Consider the following 16629-nt stretch of genomic DNA (forward strand, 5'->3'; position numbering starts at 1 on the left):
AGGGTCCCTGCCACGCCCGCCACAGCCATCCGGCGCGAGCCCGGCACGTGAGTCCCTGCCACGCACGCCACAGCCATCCGGGGCGGGCCCGGCACGTGAGTCCCTGCCGCAGCCGTCCGGCGCGGGCCCGGCATGAAAGTCCCCGCCACAGCCGTCCGGCGCGGGCCGGGCGTGCGGGTTTGGCCCGCGGCGATCGCCGGGGTCCGTGTCGCGTACGGCATGATCGCTGGATCCCCGGTGACTGTGAGATCCCTGGCGGACGAAGGGTCCGCGGCCGGCGCGGGGTCCGCGGCCGGTGCGAGATCCGTGGTGGGCGAGGGGATCGGGTACGGGCGGGTCAAGGGCGATCTCACGACCCCTCGGTGATCAGGAATTCCTGCGGCACCGCGTCGTACACGGTGAAGACCGAGTCGAGCCCCGTGACCTGCAGGATCTTCCGTACGGCGGGACGAGGCGCGGCCACGTCGAGGGCGCCGCCCCGCTCCTTCATGCGTTTGAGCGCCGAGAGCAGGACGTTCATCCCCGTGGAGTCGCAGAAATCCACGCCGGACATGTCGATGACCACGCGGCTGGGCCCGTCCTGCAGCAGGCGGGTGAACTCCGACTGCAGGTGGGGTGCCGTATAGAGGTCGATTTCGCCGGTGATGGCGACGAGCGCCTGGCCGGCATGTGATCGAGTCGAGACCTTGAGCTCCACAGGGGCAGGCTAGCGGCGCGAAGCCTTCCGGTCACGTTGTCACGCCGAGAGGCGAACCGCAGGTTTTTGTCCTCCGTTTGGGCTTCACAGGAACGCAGAGTACGCGAAGCTTGACGGTGTGACACCGGCACGGCCGGAAGGGGGCGGCCCGGCACCCGCATCCGGTAACCACTCTGATCGCCGCATCGAGAAGGAGGGGCTGGGCGCGACCCACGGGCCCGACTATCTGATGAACAGCGAAGAACCCGAAGATCCTCAGCGTCAACGGCTCCGCGAGCACCTGGAGACCATCCTCATCCGCACCGAGAAGGCCGCCCCCTGGAACGACGAAGTCGGGCGTCTGCGTGGTCTGGTCAACCACGAGGGATTCGTCCCTGTACGTACCCGGCTGGCGATCGAGGACCTGGAGTTCCTTGCGGGCGCCCGCCGGGATGTGCTGGCCTTCACCGAGTTGACGCTGCGGCTGCTCGACCTGCATCAGCCCAGGGACGCCGGCGGCATCACCAGCGACTCGGCCAATCCGATCCTGCGCTGCCGGAGCTGCATGTGGCGCTGGCCGTGCCCGACATTTCGCGCGATGTCGGAAACGTTCGGCGGGGCTCTCGACGGCGACACCCTTCCCGAGCGCGCATAAGGCGACGACGGACAGTGAGTGCACGGCGCGGCGTGATGAGGCGCGGCGGGCTGACGCGCGCCTCAGCGCACCAGCGGGAGGCGGATCTCGAAGCGGCAGCCCGGGCCGTCGTTGACCACGCCGATCATCCCGTCGTGCGCCTCGACGATCCCCTGGGCGATGGCCAGTCCGAGCCCGGCCCCACCCCCCTCCCGGGTGGGGGTACGGGCGGTCTCGCCGCGGAAGGCGACGTCGAACACCCTTGGCAGGTCCGCGTCCGGTATGCCCCCACAGCAGTCCCGCACCGACAGGCACGCCATGCCCGAGTCCACCTCGGCCCGCAGCACCACGGAGCGGTCCGAGGGGGTGTGCCGGATGGCGTTCACGACGAGGTTGCCGAGCGCCCGCCCCAGCGCTCCCGCGTCGGCCTCCACGGGCACCGCCTCGGCGGCCTCGGCGCTCAGCCTCACGCCCTTCGCTCTGGCCAGCGGCTCCGCCCCGGCGAGCGTGTCGGCCACCAGATCGGCCAGACCGATCCGGGCCCGGGACAGCCGCAGCGCCCCCGAGTGGATGCGTGACAGCTCGAACAGGTCGTCCACCATCGCCGACAGGCGCTCCACCTCCAGCTTGATCTGCCGGTGGTAGCGCTCGACCGTCGCCTTGTCGGTCACCACGCCGTCCTCCAGCGCCTCGGCCATGGCACGCATGCCGGCGAGCGGTGTGCGCAGGTCGTGGCTGACCCAGGCCACGAGCTCGCGCCGGGCGCCTTCGAGGGCGCGCTCGCGGGCGTACGCCTCCTCCAGCGTGTTGGCGATCGTCTGGAGCTCGGCGGGCAGGCCGGCCGGGGCGGTGAACGGCGGCTCGCGCACGGCGGCGACCAGCCGCCGGCTCTCGCCCACGACCCGCCTGGCCAGCACGTACGCCACCCCGAGCCCCACGAGGCCGCCCACCGCGACGACGCTGAGCACGATGTCCTTGACCTGGCCCTCGATGATCATCTTCAGGGTGATCGCCACGACGCCGGCCAGGGTGGCCGCGATGGAGACGACCATGACCACGGCCAGCATCACGCCGATGGAGCGGCGGCGCAGCGCCCACATGGCCCACACCCCGACGAGCGCCACCAGCAGCCCCAGCCCGGCCGTGACCGCGACGATCATCCCCAGCTCGCCCATCGCCGCGGCCCCGGCGGCCACAGGACCGCCGAGAAGCCGAGCCGCAGGATCGCCGAGAAGCCGAGCCTCAGGACCGCCCGGGAGGCAGGCCACAGGAGCCGTCGGGAGGCCGGTCAAGAGCGGAGGCGCCGGGCTCATCCCGTGGTCTCCAGAGGCTCGAACCGGTACCCGACCCCCCACACCGTCACGATCCTTCGCGGATCCGTCGGATCTGGCTCGATCTTCTCCCGCAGCCGCCGCACATGCACCGTCACGGTGGACGAGTCGCCGAACGACCACCCCCACACCTGGTCCAGCAGCGCCGACCGGCTGAACGCCTGACGGGGGTTGCGCATGAGGTACGCCAGCAGGTCGAACTCCCGCGCCGTCAGCATCACCTCGGCCCCGCCCAGCCGTACCTCGTGCGCCCCCACGTCCACCACCAGGTCGGCGTCGCGCAGGACCCCCGTGCCGCCCGGCACGGAAGCGCCGCGAGCCCGCCGCAGCACCGACTGGACCCGCAGCGCCAGCTCGCGCGGGCTGAACGGCTTGGTGACGTAGTCGTCGGCGCCCGTCTCCAGCCCGACGACCCGGTCGATCTCCTCGCCCAGCGCGGTCAGCATGATCACGGGGACCGGCCAGCGCTCGCGGAGCTTGCGGCACACCTGGAGGCCGTCCACCTTGGGCAGCATGAGGTCCAGGACCATCAGGTCGGGCGGCCGGGCGAGGGCGCGCCGCAGCGCCTCGGCGCCGTCGCCCACACACTCCACCTCGTGGCCGTCGCGCTCCAGGTACCGCGCCACCACCTCGGCCACCGTGGGGTCGTCGTCGACCACCAGGATGCGCGTGCTCACGTCTTCACCGTACGACCCCGCGCCCCTGGGGAGACACCCACGTCATCAGTCCGTAAGCTTCGCGGATCTTGGTCGGAGGACGTACGGTGTGCTCATGAGTCGAGTCGTCATGCTCGTGCTGGGGGCCCTGCTGGGGCTCTTCGTGCTGTTCAACTTCGTCCTGCCCATGGTGGTGGGCCTCCTGAAGGTCGCGCTGATCATCGGGGTGGTGGCTCTGCTCGTCTTCGTCGCCGTCACGCTGGTCGGCAAGACGTCGTCGCGGTAGTCCCGGTCCCGGACCTCTGACGTGACCCTGTTCCTGCTGGACCCGTGGCTGGCCGGCGTCACCATGGTGGCGGTCCTGCTCCTGGTGAGCTGGGCCGCCAGACTGCTGCCCGTCGTGGGCGGCCGGGCGCCGAGCTTCCCGCTGGTGTACGCCCGGCGGACGGCGTTCCAGCGTCAGCGTGATCCCGGCGCCGCCGGCCGGCCGCGCCCGAGAGCGCCCTCACCCAGCCCCGCTTCCGTCTAGCGGGGCTCGTCTCGTCGAGCCCTCGTCACCTGTACGTCGAGGAAGGGCTCATGATCGATTCTCTTGTCACGCTGATCGTCGGCATGTCCGGAGGCCACGCGGCCGTCGCGATCGTGCTGTTCACGATGGCCGTACGGCTGCTGCTGCTCCCGCTGAGCGTCCGGCAGGCGCGTGCGGCGCGCGTCACCGAGCGTCTGGCTCCGAAGGTACGGGCCCTGCGCAAGCGGTTCGAGCGCAACCCGGAGCGGCTCAGCAAGGAGCTGTCCACGCTGTACGCGAAGGAGGGCAGCTCGCCGCTGGCCGGAATCTTGCCCGGGATGGCGCAACTGCCGTTCATGTGGCTGATGTACCGGGTGGCCACGCATCCGACCGCCTTGGCCGGTCATGACCTTCTGGGCGCTCCGCTGGGCCAGCAGGTTGCCGGAATTGTCACCAATTACGGACTGATCAGTTGGCCCTTTTCGGTCTTCATCTTGGTGATCGCCCTGGTCACGCTGGTGGCGTGGCTCCAGGCGCACCGGATCAGGGCCACACTCCCCGAGGAGCAGCCGGCGCTGATGCGGAGAATCATGCCGCTGATGCCGTTCGGCTCGGTCCTGGCGGCGCTGGTGATGCCGCTCGCCGCCGCCCTGTACCTGCTCGTGTCCACCGCATGGACGTACGGTGAGCGGACGGTGCTCACGCGCCGGTGCGCCTGACAGGGGCCGGGCGAGCGCCCGGACAAAAACCGAGAGGCCGGCTCAGCCGGCCTCTCGCAGGGCTGCGACCTGGCCTTTCATGGTGCCGTTGCCGTTGGAGTTGGGGGCGGGCAGGACGGCCCAGACCGTGGTGGTGTCGCCGTCGTGGCGCACGCCCCAGCTCTCGGCGACGTACTCGACGATGCCGAGCCCCCGGCCGCCGAGGGAGGACAGCGTGGGACGGCCCGCGCGCGGCTCGGTCGCCGCGCCTCCGTCGCTCACCGCGACCTCGATGTGATCGTCGTTGCGCAGCCAGGTGACCTTGACCATGCCCGACGGCAGCGGATGCGCGTGCCGCAGCGCGTTGCTGAGCAGCTCACTCACCACGAGCACCGCATCGTCGATCGCGGCGGAGAAGACGCCGCAATCCTGCAGGTCAGTGCTCAGACGCTGGCGGGCAACAGCGACGCTGGACGGCGCGTACGGCAGCAACACCACGCTTGACACACCCACCTCCCCGTCTTCATGTGCCCCCCGCGGGAACACTCCCCGGTACGACCGAAATGCCCCGTTACTCAATCCCAGAAACCGGATCTCGATCACAGCTTGTCCACATCGGACGATAGGTCAGCTCAACCGTGACCACCTCGTTACCACACCGGTGTGTCGGTTCGGATAGGAGAAGCCGCATTGAGCACCATCCGCATCCGGGTGCCTCCTCCCGGTCGCGCATGGGCGCTCACGTCGCCGCCCTGGGCCCTCGCGAGGCTGCGCACGATGTAGAGCCCGAGCCCCACGCCGCCGAACCTCCGCCGGTCACCGCTGTCGACCTGGACGAACCTCTCGAAGATCCGTTCCCGGTCGGACGCGGCGATGCCGACGCCCTCGTCGTCGACGACCACGACCACCCTGTCGTCCTCCGGCCATGCCTCGACCCTGATCAACCCGCCCTTCGGTGAGTACTTGAAGGCGTTCTCCAGCAACTGGCCGAGCACGATGTCGGTGGCCAGCGCGTCGCCCTTCACCCACGGCAGGCCGCCGGGAATCTCCACCTCGACCCGATGCGTGTCGGACAACTCGGGCAATCCTAGCGTTGCCGCATTAATCCGCTCAGCCAGGTCGAATGCCTCCACCCGTACCTTGAGCTCGTCGGCGCCGGCCCGCGAGCCGAGCAGCAGGTGGTCCATGAGCGTTCCCAGCGACCTGGCCCGTTCGGCGATCGTGTGGACGGCGGAGCGGCGCTCGGGGTCGCTCAGCTTGTCCCAGCGGGCGTCGAGGGTGCTGGCGAAGCCCCGCACGATCGTGATGGGGGTGCGCAGCTCGTGGCTGGTCGTCGCCAGGAACAGGTCCTTGGCCTCCTCCAGCTCCTTGGCGCGCGTCACGTCGCGGAAGTCGACCACCATCTCGCCGGTCTCCTCCACGCGCGCGCTCACGACGTCGAGCCAGCGGCCCGTGTCGAGCTGGAACGTCAGCTTCTCCCCCGGGCTGGGCAGCGGGAACGGCGGCGGGCCGCCCCGCACGGCGTCGACGGGCAGCCCGGTGAGCTCGGCCGCCGCGGGGTTCCACCGGATGACGCGGCCGGCCCCGTCGAGCACGGCGATGCCGTCGGCGCTGGCGTCGAACACCGCCTGCTCGTGGGCCCGCTGCCGCACCGCCTCCTGGTAGGCCATGGCGTTGCCCACCGCGATGCCGGCGTGCCCGGCCAGCAGCTCCAGCAGCTCCAGCTCCAGGTGGCCGGGCTTGCGCTGGGCGTACAGCGCGTACAGCGCGCCGTACGGCCGCCCGCCCACGGCGGCCAGCCCGAGCGCGATCGTGTGCAGGCCGGTCAGCTCCGCCCACAGCAGCTCGTCGAGCCCGTGGGACTCCAGCAGGACGGTCTTGCCGGTGCGCAGCAGCTTGCCCACCAGGCTGGTGCGCAGCCCGGCCGTGGCGCCCTTGAGCGTCTCGGGCAGCCGGTGGGCGCTGACCACGCGCAGCCGTTCGCCCTCGATGAGCACGAACCCGCCCGCGTCGGCGCCCGTCAGCTCGGTCAGGCTGCCGGCGATCCGGTCGAGGACGGCGGGCAGCTCCAGCTCGGCGTTGATGTCGCCGACCACGTCGGTCAGCCGGCGCACCAGCCGGACCCGGCGCGCCATGCGCTCGCTCGCCGCCTCCTCGGCCGCCGCGCGGTGGTGGACGCACACGTATCCCACCACCGAACTGCCCATCACCATCGGCCCGATGTCGACCGTCACATCGAGCACGCTTCCGTCGCGGCGTAACCGCTTGGTGCGCAGCGTCACCTGGTCGCCGGTACGCGCGCGTTCGAGCACCGCGTTGTGCTCAGCCGTCAGCTCCCCCGGCACGATCGGCGCCCTGCGGCCCAGCATCTCCTCGGCGGTCCAGCCGAAGAGCCGCTCGGCGGCCGGGGTCCACACCAGCACGGTCTGGTCCCGGTCGAGCGCGATCAGCGCGTTGGGCGAGCCGGCGAGCACCGCGCGAGCGATCTCGTCGTCACTGCCGGCCCACTCGTCACCCACACCTCCATAGTGCCCGCGCTGCGGGGCCGCCGTCGGCCGATCCGTCCGATACGCTGCCGATCACGACCTACCAGGTGAGAAGAGGGTGAGCGGATGTCGAGCGGTGATCTCGATGCCCTGCTACGGGTGACCTCCGCCACCTACCGCGGGGAGACCCCGCCCGACGTCGCGTTCGGCACCTATGACGGCGCCGTGGGGCGGCTGGTGCTGGCGGTGTCCGGCAAGGGGGTCGTGGCGTGCAGCTTCGAGGACGAGCACGCGGTGTACGAGCGGGTGACGCGGCACGTGGGCTCGTTCATCGGCCCCGACCCCGGCCGGCTGGACCCGGTGCGCCGGGAGCTGGACGCGTACTTCTCGGGGCGGCTGCGGGCCTTCACCACGCCGGTCGACCTGGCCATCGCCACGTCGTTCGCGCGCACGGTGCTGCAGAAGACCATGGCGATCCCGTACGGCACGACGGCGACGCTCGGTGAGATCGGCGAGCGCATCGGCCGGCCACGCGCGCTGCGGGCGGTCGGCAACGCGCTGATGGCCAACCCGGTGTGCGTCATCGTGCCGTGCCACCGGATCGTGCCCGGCGACGGCGCGCTCGGCGACTACGCCGGAGGCGTGAACGCCAAGCGCCACCTCCTCACCGTCGAGTCCCGCTCCTGATCACGAGCTGTCAGGCGCGGTCGGCGAGGGCCCGGCGCCGGGCCAGGCCGAGGGCGAGCGTGACCAGCGCGGCCACGAGCGCCGCGCCGAGCGCGCCGTTCATCCACGGCTGGCGGGTGAAGCCGATCTCCTCGCGCACCTCGGCCCAGAACCCGTCCCAGGCACCGACGGTCGGCGTCGAGGTGGTCAGCCAGTACGCGGCGAAGCCGAGCACCCAGGGCACCAGCATGGACCAGCGGGACGGCGCGTCCTCGTCGGTGTTCCACCGGGCGGAACCGCCGAGCACGAAGTAGTCCACGGCGAGGACCGCGAACATCGGCACGAACACCGCGCCGATGATGCCGAGGAACGCCCCGTAGGAGTTCACGTCCACCACCAGCGCCACTGCGGTGGTGACCACGCCGATCGAGACACTGAAGACGCGGCGGTCGACGCGGGGCATGAGGTTCTGCAGCGAGAGGGTGGTCGAGTAGACGTTCGCGAACGACTGGTCGGTCTCGCGCAGGACGAGCACCGCGAAGAACAGCGCGCCGAGCGGCGCCGCGACGAACGTCCCGAACACCGCGGTGCCGTCCGCCTGGACCGCGGCCGCCCCGGCGATGGCCACCGCGTACACGCCGAGCCCCAGGCAGGCCACCTGGGCCAGCGTGTAGCCGCCGACGACGCCGGTGAACGCGGCGGCGCTCGACCTGGAGTGCCGGGCGAAGTCGGCCGCCATCGGCACCCACGAGACCGACAGCGCGATCACGTAGTCGACGGCCGGCGCGAACGCCTGCCACGAGCCGCCGGCCTGCGGCTGGGCCTGGCCGAGGAAGTCCACGGCGAACCAGGCCAGCGCGATGACCACGGCGACCGTGACGTACCGGCGCAGCAGCCGCACCGAGCCGAGCGGCCAGATCGACAGCGAGGTGGTGAGGACCCCGGCGACGACCACCCAGACCGCGTACGGCACCGCCGGACCGAAGATCGCGCTCGCGCCCATGGAGATCACCCAGAGCTCGAAGGCGCCCCAGCCGACCATCTGGATGATGTTGAGCACCGTCGGCACGTACGACAGCCGCGCCCCGAACAGCCCCCGGAGCAACACCATCGCGGGCCGTCCCGTCCGGGTGCCCGGGATGGCGGCCAGGCCGACCATGGCGGTGCCGAGGAGGCTGCCCACGACGGCGGCGGTGAGGGCCGCGGCGACGGTCAGCGGGGCGCCGCCCAGCGGGTCGAGCAGGAAGAGCGCGCCGGAGAAGCCCAGCAGGCTCACCCCGAGGTTGGCCCAGAGCGCGCCCTGGTCCAGCACGCCGAGTGTCTTCGGCGGGGTCTCGTCGAGGGTCAGCGGGACTTCGTTGACGGCATGCGTCATCACACACTCCCTACGCCGGCATTACCCGGACAGGTTCATGCGGTCGGCAGCAGCGGCAGCTGCCCTCTCAGCCCGGTGGCCCCGAGCTCCCGCGGGATCTGTAGTTGTCGCACAGCCCTGGCACCCCGGTCTCAGCCGGAAATGTCCTGGCGTGCGCCCTCATGATGCCTCATGCGCCGCCGGACGGCCACACCCGGTCCTGTCAGGGGGTGTACGCGTACGGGGTCGTGGTGCCGAGCGGCTCGAAGCCGAGCCGCAGCAGGATCGGGCGGCTCTCGCTGGAGGCGTCGACGGCCGTGGCCTCGTCGAGATCGGACCAGAAAACCCCGTTCCAGCGGTCCTCGCCGGCCTCGCGCACCACGCGGCCGTCCCGCTCGCCCTGCCCGATCCGCACCTGACGCTCGTAGGCCGTCAGCACCTCGTCACGATTCACCGGCACAGCCCAGCAGCACCCGCCCACGCGGACAACCGAATTTCCGGCCCGGCTCTCAGGCCACGAACGGCGGCTGACCGGTCTCGCTGACCATCGGACGGCTCGCGCCCTCCCACGACTGCATGCCGCCGCCGACGTTGACCGCCTCGCGCCCCAGGTGGTTCAGCCACGCCGCCACCTGGTAGGACCGGCCGCCGACCCGGCAGACGACGTAGACCTTGCCGCCGGCGGGGACCTCGTCGACCCGCCCCTGGATCTCGCTCATCGGGATGTGCACGGCCTCGGGAGCGTGGCCCGCCACCCACTCCTCACGCTCGCGCACGTCCAGCAGGAAAGCGTCGTCGGGTACGTCACGTGCCTCTACCTCGGGAACCGTCATGCGTCCATCATCTCGCGCCCCCGGTCGTAGGCCGCACGGGCCTCGGCGATCTCCCGCTGGTGCGACTCGGTCCAGGTGACCAGCGACTTGATCGTCTCGTGCAGGGTGCGGCCGAGCGGCGTGAGCGCGTAGTCGACGCGGGGCGGCACGACGGGATGGACGGTCCTGGTCACCAGGCCGTCGCGCTCCAGGTGGCGCAGGGTCACGCTGAGCATGCGCTGGCTGACCCCGTCGATCTCGCGGCGCAGCTCGCTGAAGCGCAGGCTCCGGCTGTCGAGCAGGGCGATGACGAGCAGCGACCACTTGTCGGCGACGCGGTCCAGGATCTGCCGGACCTCGCAGTCCTCGCGGGTGTCCCACTGCCGGACGTCGTAGTCGTCGGTGATGTCACAGGAGGCGTGGTCGTCCATGGCTTCCATGCTGTCGCAGGCACATCGCGGTTACAAGAGATAACCGACCCTACTTGAGCAGGCGCGACAGGCGCCGGTCGGCGAGCGGCTTGCCGCCGGTCTGGCAGGTCGGGCAGTACTGGAGCGAGGAGTCGGCGAAGGAGACCTCGCGGATGGTGTCGCCGCAGACGTCGCACGGCTGGCCGGCGCGGTTGTGGACGCGCAGGCCGGACTTCTTCTCCGCCTTGAGGTCCTTGGCGGCCAGCCCGTGGGCCCGCTCCATGGCCTCGCGCAGCGTCGTGACGATGGCCTCGTGCAGGTCCGCGATCTGCGCGTCGGTCAGCGAGGAAGCGATCTTGAACGGGGACATCCGGGCCGCGTGGAGCACCTCGTCGGAGTAGGCGTTGCCGATGCCCGCGATGACCTTCTGGTCGCGCAGCAGGCCCTTGATCTGCGTGCGGTTGCCGCCCACGATCTGCTTCAGCGTCTCGACCGTGAACGACTCCGCCAGCGGGTCCGGGCCCAGCGAGGCCACGCCGGGCACCTCGGCCGGGTCCCTCGTGACGTAGATGGCCAGGCGCTTCTGCGTGCCGGCCTCGGTCAGCTCGAACCCCGGCGCCAGGCCCTCGTCGTCGGGCGCGAACCGCACCCTCGCCGCGAGCGGGCCCTTGCCGGGACGGACGGGCTTGGCGCCCGACAGGTCGTCGCGCCAGCGCAGCCAGCCGGCCCGGGCCAGGTGGATGACCAGGTGGAGCCCGTCGCAGTCGAGGTCGAGGAACTTGCCGTGCCGCGACACGCCGGTGACGCTCAGCCCGCCCAGCGCGCTCACCGGCGGGTCGAACGTCTTGAGCGCCTGGATCGCCACCACGTCGACGGCCAGCACGGTCCGGCCGACCGCCCGCTCACGCAGGAATCCGGCCAGGGACTCGACTTCGGGAAGTTCCGGCATGCCACCAGAGTACGGTCACGCACCGACAGCGTCCCGGACGCTCGCGGACGCCGCTCCACGCGTCAGGGAACGTCCCAGAAGGCCAGCTCATGGGCCATGCCCTCGCGGAACAGCCGCTCCGCCCGCGCCGGGTCGGGAGCCGCCTCGTCGATCATCCCGGCGATCCGGGCGGCCAGCGCGGCGAACCCCGGGTCGGCGTAGGTGTCCACCCACGCCCGGTAGCGCGGCTCGGCCGGCGGGTCCTGCGCCAGGATCCGGCCCAGCGTCGAATATCCCCACATGCACGGGTACAGCGCCGCCAGCCCGTCGGCGTACGTGGCCGCCGACTCCAGCAGGAAGGCCGTGTACGCCGCGCACGCCGGCCCCTTCACGGCCCCCTCCAGGTCGGCGCCGAACCCGGCCGACATGGTTCGGTGCAGGCTCAGCTCGTCATGGAAGGTGGCGTGCGCCAGGTCCACCAGATCCCCCAGGTGGCCGTCCGGCGCCTGCCAGGCCAGCCGGGCGAAGACCCGCACGTAGTCGAGCAGGAACAGGTAGTCCTGCTCGAGCCAGGACCGGAACACCGCCTCGGGCAGGTCGCCGCGGGCTATCCCGGCGACGGTGGGGTGCGCGAGCTGGGCGTCGAGCAGCGGGCGGCCGGCGGCGTGCAACTTCTCGGAGATGGACATGAGCGCACGTTAGTGTCAGGGACATGACTGTGACGATCGCCGAGGAACTCCTCCTGCTCGCCCACAGCGAGGACGAGGGCAAGCAGCTCGTCAGCTCGACCCAGCTCGACCCCGCGCTGGGCGGCGCCCTCCTGGCCGAGCTGGCCGTCAACGGCCGGATCGAGCTGTCGGACAAGACAGTGACCGTCAAGGACCCCACTCCGCTCGGCGACGCGGAGCTGGACGGAGCACTGGCCCGCATCGCGGCGGAGGGCAGGGAGCGCAAGCCCGTCTGGTGGGTGCAGAAGCTCATGTCCGGCAAGCCCCGCCCGCGGCTGCTGACCCGGCTCGCCGAGACCGGCGTGCTGACCGAGCAGCGCGGCAAGGTCCTGGGGATCTTCCCGACGACGCGCTGGCCGGAGGCCGACGGCTCCGTCGAGGCGGACGTCAGGGAGCGGGTCGCGAGCGCGCTGGGCGGCGCCGACCCCGACGCGCGCACCGCGGTGCTCATCGCGCTCCTGCACGCCGCCAAGATCGACCGCAAGGCGTTCCCGGGGGCGAGCAAGGAGCGCGTCAAGGAGATCGCCGAGGGGGCGTGGGCGGCCGACGCCGTGGCCAAGACCATCGCGGCGATCAACGCGGCCATGACGGTCGCGGTCACGTCTGCCGCCGTCGCGGCCTCGACCAGCGCCGCCACCGGCTGAGCGCCCCGGCCCCGCCCTCGCGGGGCCGGGCCGGGGCGGGCCGGTCAGCCGGCGTCGAGGATCTCCTGCGGGACCGGCCTGTCGTTCTTGAGCGCGTCGAACAGCGCCAGCGCGCGGGTCCGGTCCCACTTGATCGCCGAGCCGCCGCCCGCGATCTCGTTGCCGCCGAACGGCACCACGGTCGTGACCGGGCTGTCGCCCATCGCCAGCCCCAGCGAGAGCATGTCGAGCGCGCCCGTGGAGGAGTCGACCGTGACCGCGTCCGTGGCGCTCATGGCCAGCGGGATCGAGGTGAAGGGGTTGAGCAGGACACCGGGCCCGGCGGCCTTCTTGACCACCGCGCCGAGGAACTGCCGCTGCCGCTTGGTCCGCTCGAAGTCGGGCAGCGCGCCGCCCTTGCGGGTGCGCACGTAGCCGAGAGCCTGGCTGCCGCTGAGCACCTGCTTGCCCTTCTTCAGCTTGAGCCCGGCCTTGGGGTCGTTCACGGCGGCCCGTACGTCGATCTCGACACCGCCGATCGCGTCGACGATGCCCACGAACCCGGCGAAGCCGATCTCCATGTAATGGTCGACTCGCACGCCGGTGACGGTCTCGACAGTCTGGGCCAGCAGCTTCGGGCCGCCGAACGCGTAGGCGGCGTTGAGCTTGTTGCGGCCCCTGCCGGGGATGGTGACGGCCGAGTCGCGGGGCAGGCTGACCAGCGTCGGCTTGTCGCTGCCCTCGGGGATGTGCAGCAGCATCATCGAGTCGGTGCGCTGCCCGGCCGCGCGGCCGGTGGCGAGCTTGCGGCGCTGCGCCGCCGACAGGCCCTTGCGGCTGTCGGAGCCGACGAGCAGCCAGTTGGTGCCCGGGGTGTCGGCCGGGCGGCCCTCGTAGTCGTCGAGGACGCCGTCGATGCCGGCCAGCCGCGAGTCGATCCAGAAGAACAGCCCCACGGCGGCGACCAGCAGCACGGCCACCACGGCCGCCACGATCTTCGCGATGGTGGGCCACGACGGCAGCCGCCTCGGCGAACGCGACCGCGAGGGGCCGGACGGTCCGGACGGTCCCGAGGGACCGCCGGGGCCAGGGGGTTCGTCCCGCCGCCCGAGCGGTCTGACGGGCGCGTTGCCCGAGCGCTGCCTGCCGTACACGCGGGAGGCCGCACGGGGGGCGTCACCGGCGTCGCCGGAGGGCGAGGCGGGCCCGGAGGCGTTGGGGAGCATGTGTGTGGGCGCCGACTCCGGCCCCGGCGCGGAGGGCCGCTGGTGGGCGGGCGCGCCTCCGGACAGGAGGCCCCCGTCGTTCCTGGCAGGCGCGTCGTTCCTGGAAGGCCCGTCGTTCTTGGAAGGCAGTGGGCGGCCGTCGCCCGGCGAGCGCATGGCCCGCGTCCGGTCGTCCTCAGACACGTCCCCTACTTCCTTCGGCTGCCGTAAACGCTACGTCGTACCCACGCCAGTGAAGACTCCCCGCCCGGTTTTTCCCATGGAAAAGTACGCGGAACCAGCGGAGAGTCACGCTGGAAACATAGTGGAGAGCCGGATCGTTACGGTTATGGACGACCTCTATCGAAGGGAAGATCGTGTCCGCTCCGGACCCTTGGAGTAGCAGCCCGTGCGGGTGCACGGGTTCCTCTGAGAGCTCACCATGGTGAGCGCCTATCTGGGCCTGCTGGCCCTCCTCCTTCTCACCGCGGCGACCGGATACTTCGTCGCCCAGGAGTTCGCCTTCGTGGCGGCCGACCGGTCCGCCCTGCGCGAGCAGGCCGCGGCCGGTGACAAGGCCGCGGACAAGGCACTCCAGGTGACCTCCCGCCTCTCCTTCATGCTCTCCGGCGCCCAGCTCGGCATCACGGTGACGGCGCTGCTGGTCGGCTTCCTGGCCGAGCCGGCGATCGCCACGATCGTACGGCCCTGGCTGGACGGCTCCGGTCTGCCCGACGCGGCCGTCACCGGGCTCTCGGTGGCGGCCGGCGTGGTCGTCGCGACCATCGTGCAGATGGTCCTCGGCGAGCTCGCGCCCAAGAACCTCGGCATCGCCCGGCCGGAGCCGGTGGCCAAGTTCCTGGCCGGGTCGACGCTGACCTACCTCACCGTGGTCGGCCCGGTGGTCCGCCTGTTCGACTCGGCGGCCACCGGCGTGCTGCGGCGCGTCGGCATCGAGCCGGTCGAGGAGGTGGAGCACGGCGCGACGCCCGAGGAGCTGTCGCGGATCATCGCCGAGTCGACGCAGGCCGGGGAGCTGCCGCCGCGGCTGTCGGAGCTGCTGGAGCGGGCCCTGGAGTTCGGGGACCGCATCGCCGAGGAGATCATGGTGCCGCGCCCGCGGGTGGTCGCGCTGCGCGACTCACAGCCGCTCTCCGACCTCGTCCAGGTCATGCGCGACCGCGGCCACTCCCGCTACCCGGTGCTGGGCGCCGACGGCGACGTGGCCGGCGTGACGGGCGTGCGCGAGCTGCTGGCCTCCGGCCTCGACGTCGGGGCGGACGGCACGGCAGGGGGCGGGACGGTCGGCGACATCACCAGACCGGCCCGCCTGGTGCCCGACTCGCTGCCGCTGCCGGCCGTGATCGAGCAGATGCGGGCCGGCAAGGACGACATCGTCTGCGTCATCGACGAGTACGGCGGCCTGGCCGGCGTCATCACCATCGAGGATCTGGCCGAGGAGCTGGTCGGCGAGCTGGTCGACGAGAACGACCCCGAGCCGGCCGGCGCCGTGCGTCGCCCGGACGGCGGCTGGGACGTGCCCGGCAGCCTGCGGCTCGACGAGGTCGAGCGGGCCACCGGCGTGGCCCTGCCGGAGAGCGACGACTACGACACCCTCGCCGGTCTCATCCTGGCCAGGCTGGGCCGCATGGCGGAGGCGGGCGACCAGGTGGTCGTGCCCCTCACGGCCGAGCCCGACCTGTTCGCCGAGGACGACGGCCGGGAGCGGCTCGCCGAGCTCACCGTCGTCGCGCTCGACCGCCGGGTGCCCGGACTGGTGCGCCTGTCGCCGGTGCTGCAGACGGAGGCCGCCCGATGACGATGATCCTGCTCAGCCTCGTGCTGCTGGCGCTGAACGCGGTCTTCGTGGCCGCGGAGTTCGCCTTCGTCTCCGCGCGGCGCCACCGCCTGGAGGAGGCGGCGAGCGGCGGCAACCGGCTGGTCCGCTTCGCCGCCAGGTCGGCGGTGGGCGGCGGCCGCCAGCTGTCGATGATGCTGGCCGGAGCGCAGCTCGGCATCACGCTCTGCACGCTCGGCCTCGGCCAGGTCACCGAGCCCGCGATCGAGCACTTCCTGGAGCCGGTCTTCGCGGCTCTCGGCGTGCCCGAGTCGCTGCGGATGCCGATCGCGCTGACCATCGCGCTGGCGCTGGTCACGTTCCTGCACATGGTGATCGGCGAGATGGCGCCCAAGTCGTGGGCGCTGACCGCGCCGGAGCGGGCCGCCATGCTGCTGACGCTGCCCTTCCGCGCGTTCGTGACCGTGACGCGCCCGCTGCTGTCGACGCTGAACGGCCTGACGAACCTGATCCTGCGCGCCTTCGGCGTGCGGCCCCGCGACGAGCTGGCGACGACCCGCACCCCACGGCAGCTCGCCATGCTGGTGGGCGAGTCCGGCCGGATGGGGCTGCTCGACCGGGAGGAGCACGACCTGCTCACCCGGGCGCTGCGGCTCCAGGCCGAGGGCATCGAGCGGCTCATGGTGCCCATCGGCCGCGCCGTGACGGTGCCGCCGGAGGCCGGCGCGGAGGCCATCAGGCGGGCCGCGCGCGACAGCGGCCACCTGCGGCTGCTGGTGGGCGTGCCCGGCGACATCAGGGGCGTCCTGCACGCGCGTGAGGCGCTGCTGCAGCCCCACGCCACGGCCGAAGGGCTGGCGCGGCTCGTGCCGCGGCTGGCGTGCGTCACACAGGTCCCTGAGGCCGTGACGGCGCTCCAGGACGCCCGCGCGCACCTGGCGCTGGTCACGGACCAGGGCGGCGAGGTCATCGGCATGGTGACGCTCACCGACCTGATCGGGGAGCTGCTGGACACCCGCGCCGGCCTGGCCGCCCCCGCGGCAGCCGCCGCGCCCGCCATGGCCGTCGGCTGAGAACGCCGCGGCCGGTCCGGACACGGGCCGGCCGCGCGCTCCG

The 16629-nt window shown here is 72.0% G+C and carries 20 protein-coding genes and 1 riboswitch; of the genes, 8 read left to right on the top strand and 12 right to left on the bottom strand.

Features of this window, described 5'->3' with window-relative positions; translation table 11 throughout:
- Positions 1-349 precede the first annotated feature (349 nt).
- Positions 350-697: an STAS domain-containing protein gene (locus AB0H64_RS30625; protein WP_253770003.1), complete on the bottom strand. Its 348-nt coding sequence runs from the start codon at positions 695-697 to the stop codon at positions 350-352.
- Between the two features lie 118 nt (positions 698-815).
- Here AB0H64_RS30625 and AB0H64_RS30630 point away from each other — a divergent pair, with 118 nt between their 5' ends.
- Entirely contained in the window at positions 816-1331 is a 516-nt protein-coding gene (locus tag AB0H64_RS30630; protein ID WP_357631568.1) for a hypothetical protein, read from the top strand.
- Positions 1332-1393: 62 nt separating this feature from the next.
- On the opposite strand, the gene AB0H64_RS30635 is transcribed toward AB0H64_RS30630, so the two are convergent.
- A complete protein-coding gene (locus AB0H64_RS30635; protein WP_357631571.1) occupies positions 1394-2506 on the bottom strand; it encodes a HAMP domain-containing sensor histidine kinase in 1113 nt (370 codons plus the stop codon).
- Between the two features lie 113 nt (positions 2507-2619).
- A complete protein-coding gene (locus AB0H64_RS30640; RefSeq protein WP_357631573.1) occupies positions 2620-3318 on the bottom strand; it encodes a response regulator transcription factor in 699 nt (232 codons plus the stop codon).
- 94 nt (positions 3319-3412) lie between these two features.
- On the opposite strand from AB0H64_RS30640, the gene AB0H64_RS30645 reads away from it, so the two are divergent.
- From AB0H64_RS30645 to AB0H64_RS30655, 3 genes are read left to right on the top strand one after another with little or no spacing between them, the layout of a single operon-like run.
- On the top strand, positions 3413-3583 hold the full coding sequence (locus AB0H64_RS30645; RefSeq protein WP_357631576.1) for a hypothetical protein: 171 nt from the start codon (positions 3413-3415) through the stop codon (positions 3581-3583).
- 21 nt (positions 3584-3604) lie between these two features.
- Complete coding sequence (locus AB0H64_RS30650) at positions 3605-3826, top strand: DUF6412 domain-containing protein (RefSeq protein WP_357631579.1); 222 nt, start codon at positions 3605-3607, stop codon at positions 3824-3826.
- A gap of 50 nt (positions 3827-3876) precedes the next feature.
- Entirely contained in the window at positions 3877-4524 is a 648-nt protein-coding gene (locus tag AB0H64_RS30655) for a membrane protein insertase YidC (RefSeq protein ID WP_357631581.1), read from the top strand.
- Between the two features lie 42 nt (positions 4525-4566).
- On the opposite strand, the gene AB0H64_RS30660 is transcribed toward AB0H64_RS30655, so the two are convergent.
- Both AB0H64_RS30660 and AB0H64_RS30665 read right to left on the bottom strand, forming a co-directional pair.
- Positions 4567-5010 carry an ATP-binding protein gene (locus AB0H64_RS30660; RefSeq protein WP_357631584.1) on the bottom strand — a complete coding sequence of 148 codons (444 nt, stop codon included), beginning with the start codon at positions 5008-5010 and terminating at the stop codon, positions 4567-4569.
- A gap of 143 nt (positions 5011-5153) precedes the next feature.
- Positions 5154-7022: an ATP-binding protein gene (locus AB0H64_RS30665; protein WP_357631587.1), complete on the bottom strand. Its 1869-nt coding sequence runs from the start codon at positions 7020-7022 to the stop codon at positions 5154-5156.
- A gap of 93 nt (positions 7023-7115) precedes the next feature.
- Here AB0H64_RS30665 and AB0H64_RS30670 point away from each other — a divergent pair, with 93 nt between their 5' ends.
- A complete protein-coding gene (locus AB0H64_RS30670) occupies positions 7116-7676 on the top strand; it encodes a methylated-DNA--[protein]-cysteine S-methyltransferase (RefSeq protein ID WP_357631590.1) in 561 nt (186 codons plus the stop codon).
- Between the two features lie 10 nt (positions 7677-7686).
- Here AB0H64_RS30670 and AB0H64_RS30675 read toward each other — a convergent pair whose 3' ends face one another.
- From AB0H64_RS30675 to AB0H64_RS30700, 6 genes are all read right to left on the bottom strand, one after another.
- Positions 7687-9030 carry a cytosine permease gene (locus AB0H64_RS30675; protein WP_357631593.1) on the bottom strand — a complete coding sequence of 448 codons (1344 nt, stop codon included), beginning with the start codon at positions 9028-9030 and terminating at the stop codon, positions 7687-7689.
- A riboswitch (TPP riboswitch) is annotated at positions 9021-9133 on the bottom strand. Its footprint overlaps the gene before it by 10 nt.
- Positions 9134-9232: 99 nt before the next feature.
- Entirely contained in the window at positions 9233-9463 is a 231-nt protein-coding gene (locus AB0H64_RS30680; RefSeq protein ID WP_357631596.1) for a hypothetical protein, read from the bottom strand.
- 55 nt (positions 9464-9518) lie between these two features.
- Positions 9519-9842: a rhodanese-like domain-containing protein gene (locus AB0H64_RS30685; protein ID WP_310707619.1), complete on the bottom strand. Its 324-nt coding sequence runs from the start codon at positions 9840-9842 to the stop codon at positions 9519-9521.
- Entirely contained in the window at positions 9839-10252 is a 414-nt protein-coding gene (locus AB0H64_RS30690; RefSeq protein WP_357631598.1) for a helix-turn-helix domain-containing protein, read from the bottom strand. The genes AB0H64_RS30685 and AB0H64_RS30690 overlap by 4 nt, the downstream gene beginning before the upstream one ends.
- 49 nt (positions 10253-10301) lie before the next feature.
- The gene (locus AB0H64_RS30695; RefSeq protein ID WP_357631600.1) at positions 10302-11180 is read right to left on the bottom strand and encodes a DNA-formamidopyrimidine glycosylase family protein; all 879 of its coding nucleotides are present in this window, start codon (positions 11178-11180) and stop codon (positions 10302-10304) included.
- A gap of 62 nt (positions 11181-11242) precedes the next feature.
- A complete protein-coding gene (locus tag AB0H64_RS30700; RefSeq protein WP_357631603.1) occupies positions 11243-11848 on the bottom strand; it encodes a transcriptional regulator in 606 nt (201 codons plus the stop codon).
- Between the two features lie 23 nt (positions 11849-11871).
- On the opposite strand from AB0H64_RS30700, the gene AB0H64_RS30705 reads away from it, so the two are divergent.
- Positions 11872-12531, top strand: a complete 660-nt coding sequence (locus AB0H64_RS30705; protein WP_357631606.1) for a GPP34 family phosphoprotein — start codon at positions 11872-11874, stop codon at positions 12529-12531.
- A gap of 44 nt (positions 12532-12575) precedes the next feature.
- Here AB0H64_RS30705 and AB0H64_RS30710 read toward each other — a convergent pair whose 3' ends face one another.
- The gene (locus AB0H64_RS30710) at positions 12576-13919 is read right to left on the bottom strand and encodes an LCP family protein (protein WP_357631609.1); all 1344 of its coding nucleotides are present in this window, start codon (positions 13917-13919) and stop codon (positions 12576-12578) included.
- 238 nt (positions 13920-14157) lie between these two features.
- Between AB0H64_RS30710 and AB0H64_RS30715 the strand changes: the two genes are divergently transcribed.
- Together AB0H64_RS30715 and AB0H64_RS30720 are read left to right on the top strand one after the other, a co-directional pair.
- Positions 14158-15534, top strand: coding sequence for a hemolysin family protein (locus AB0H64_RS30715; protein ID WP_357631611.1), 1377 nt, complete (start codon positions 14158-14160; stop codon positions 15532-15534).
- Entirely contained in the window at positions 15531-16586 is a 1056-nt protein-coding gene (locus tag AB0H64_RS30720; RefSeq protein ID WP_357631614.1) for a hemolysin family protein, read from the top strand. Before AB0H64_RS30715 ends, AB0H64_RS30720 begins: the two co-directional genes overlap by 4 nt.
- Positions 16587-16629 lie beyond the last annotated feature (43 nt).

It is taken from the genome of Nonomuraea sp. NPDC050733 (assembly GCF_040654215.1).
Lineage (GTDB): Bacteria > Actinomycetota > Actinomycetes > Streptosporangiales > Streptosporangiaceae > Nonomuraea.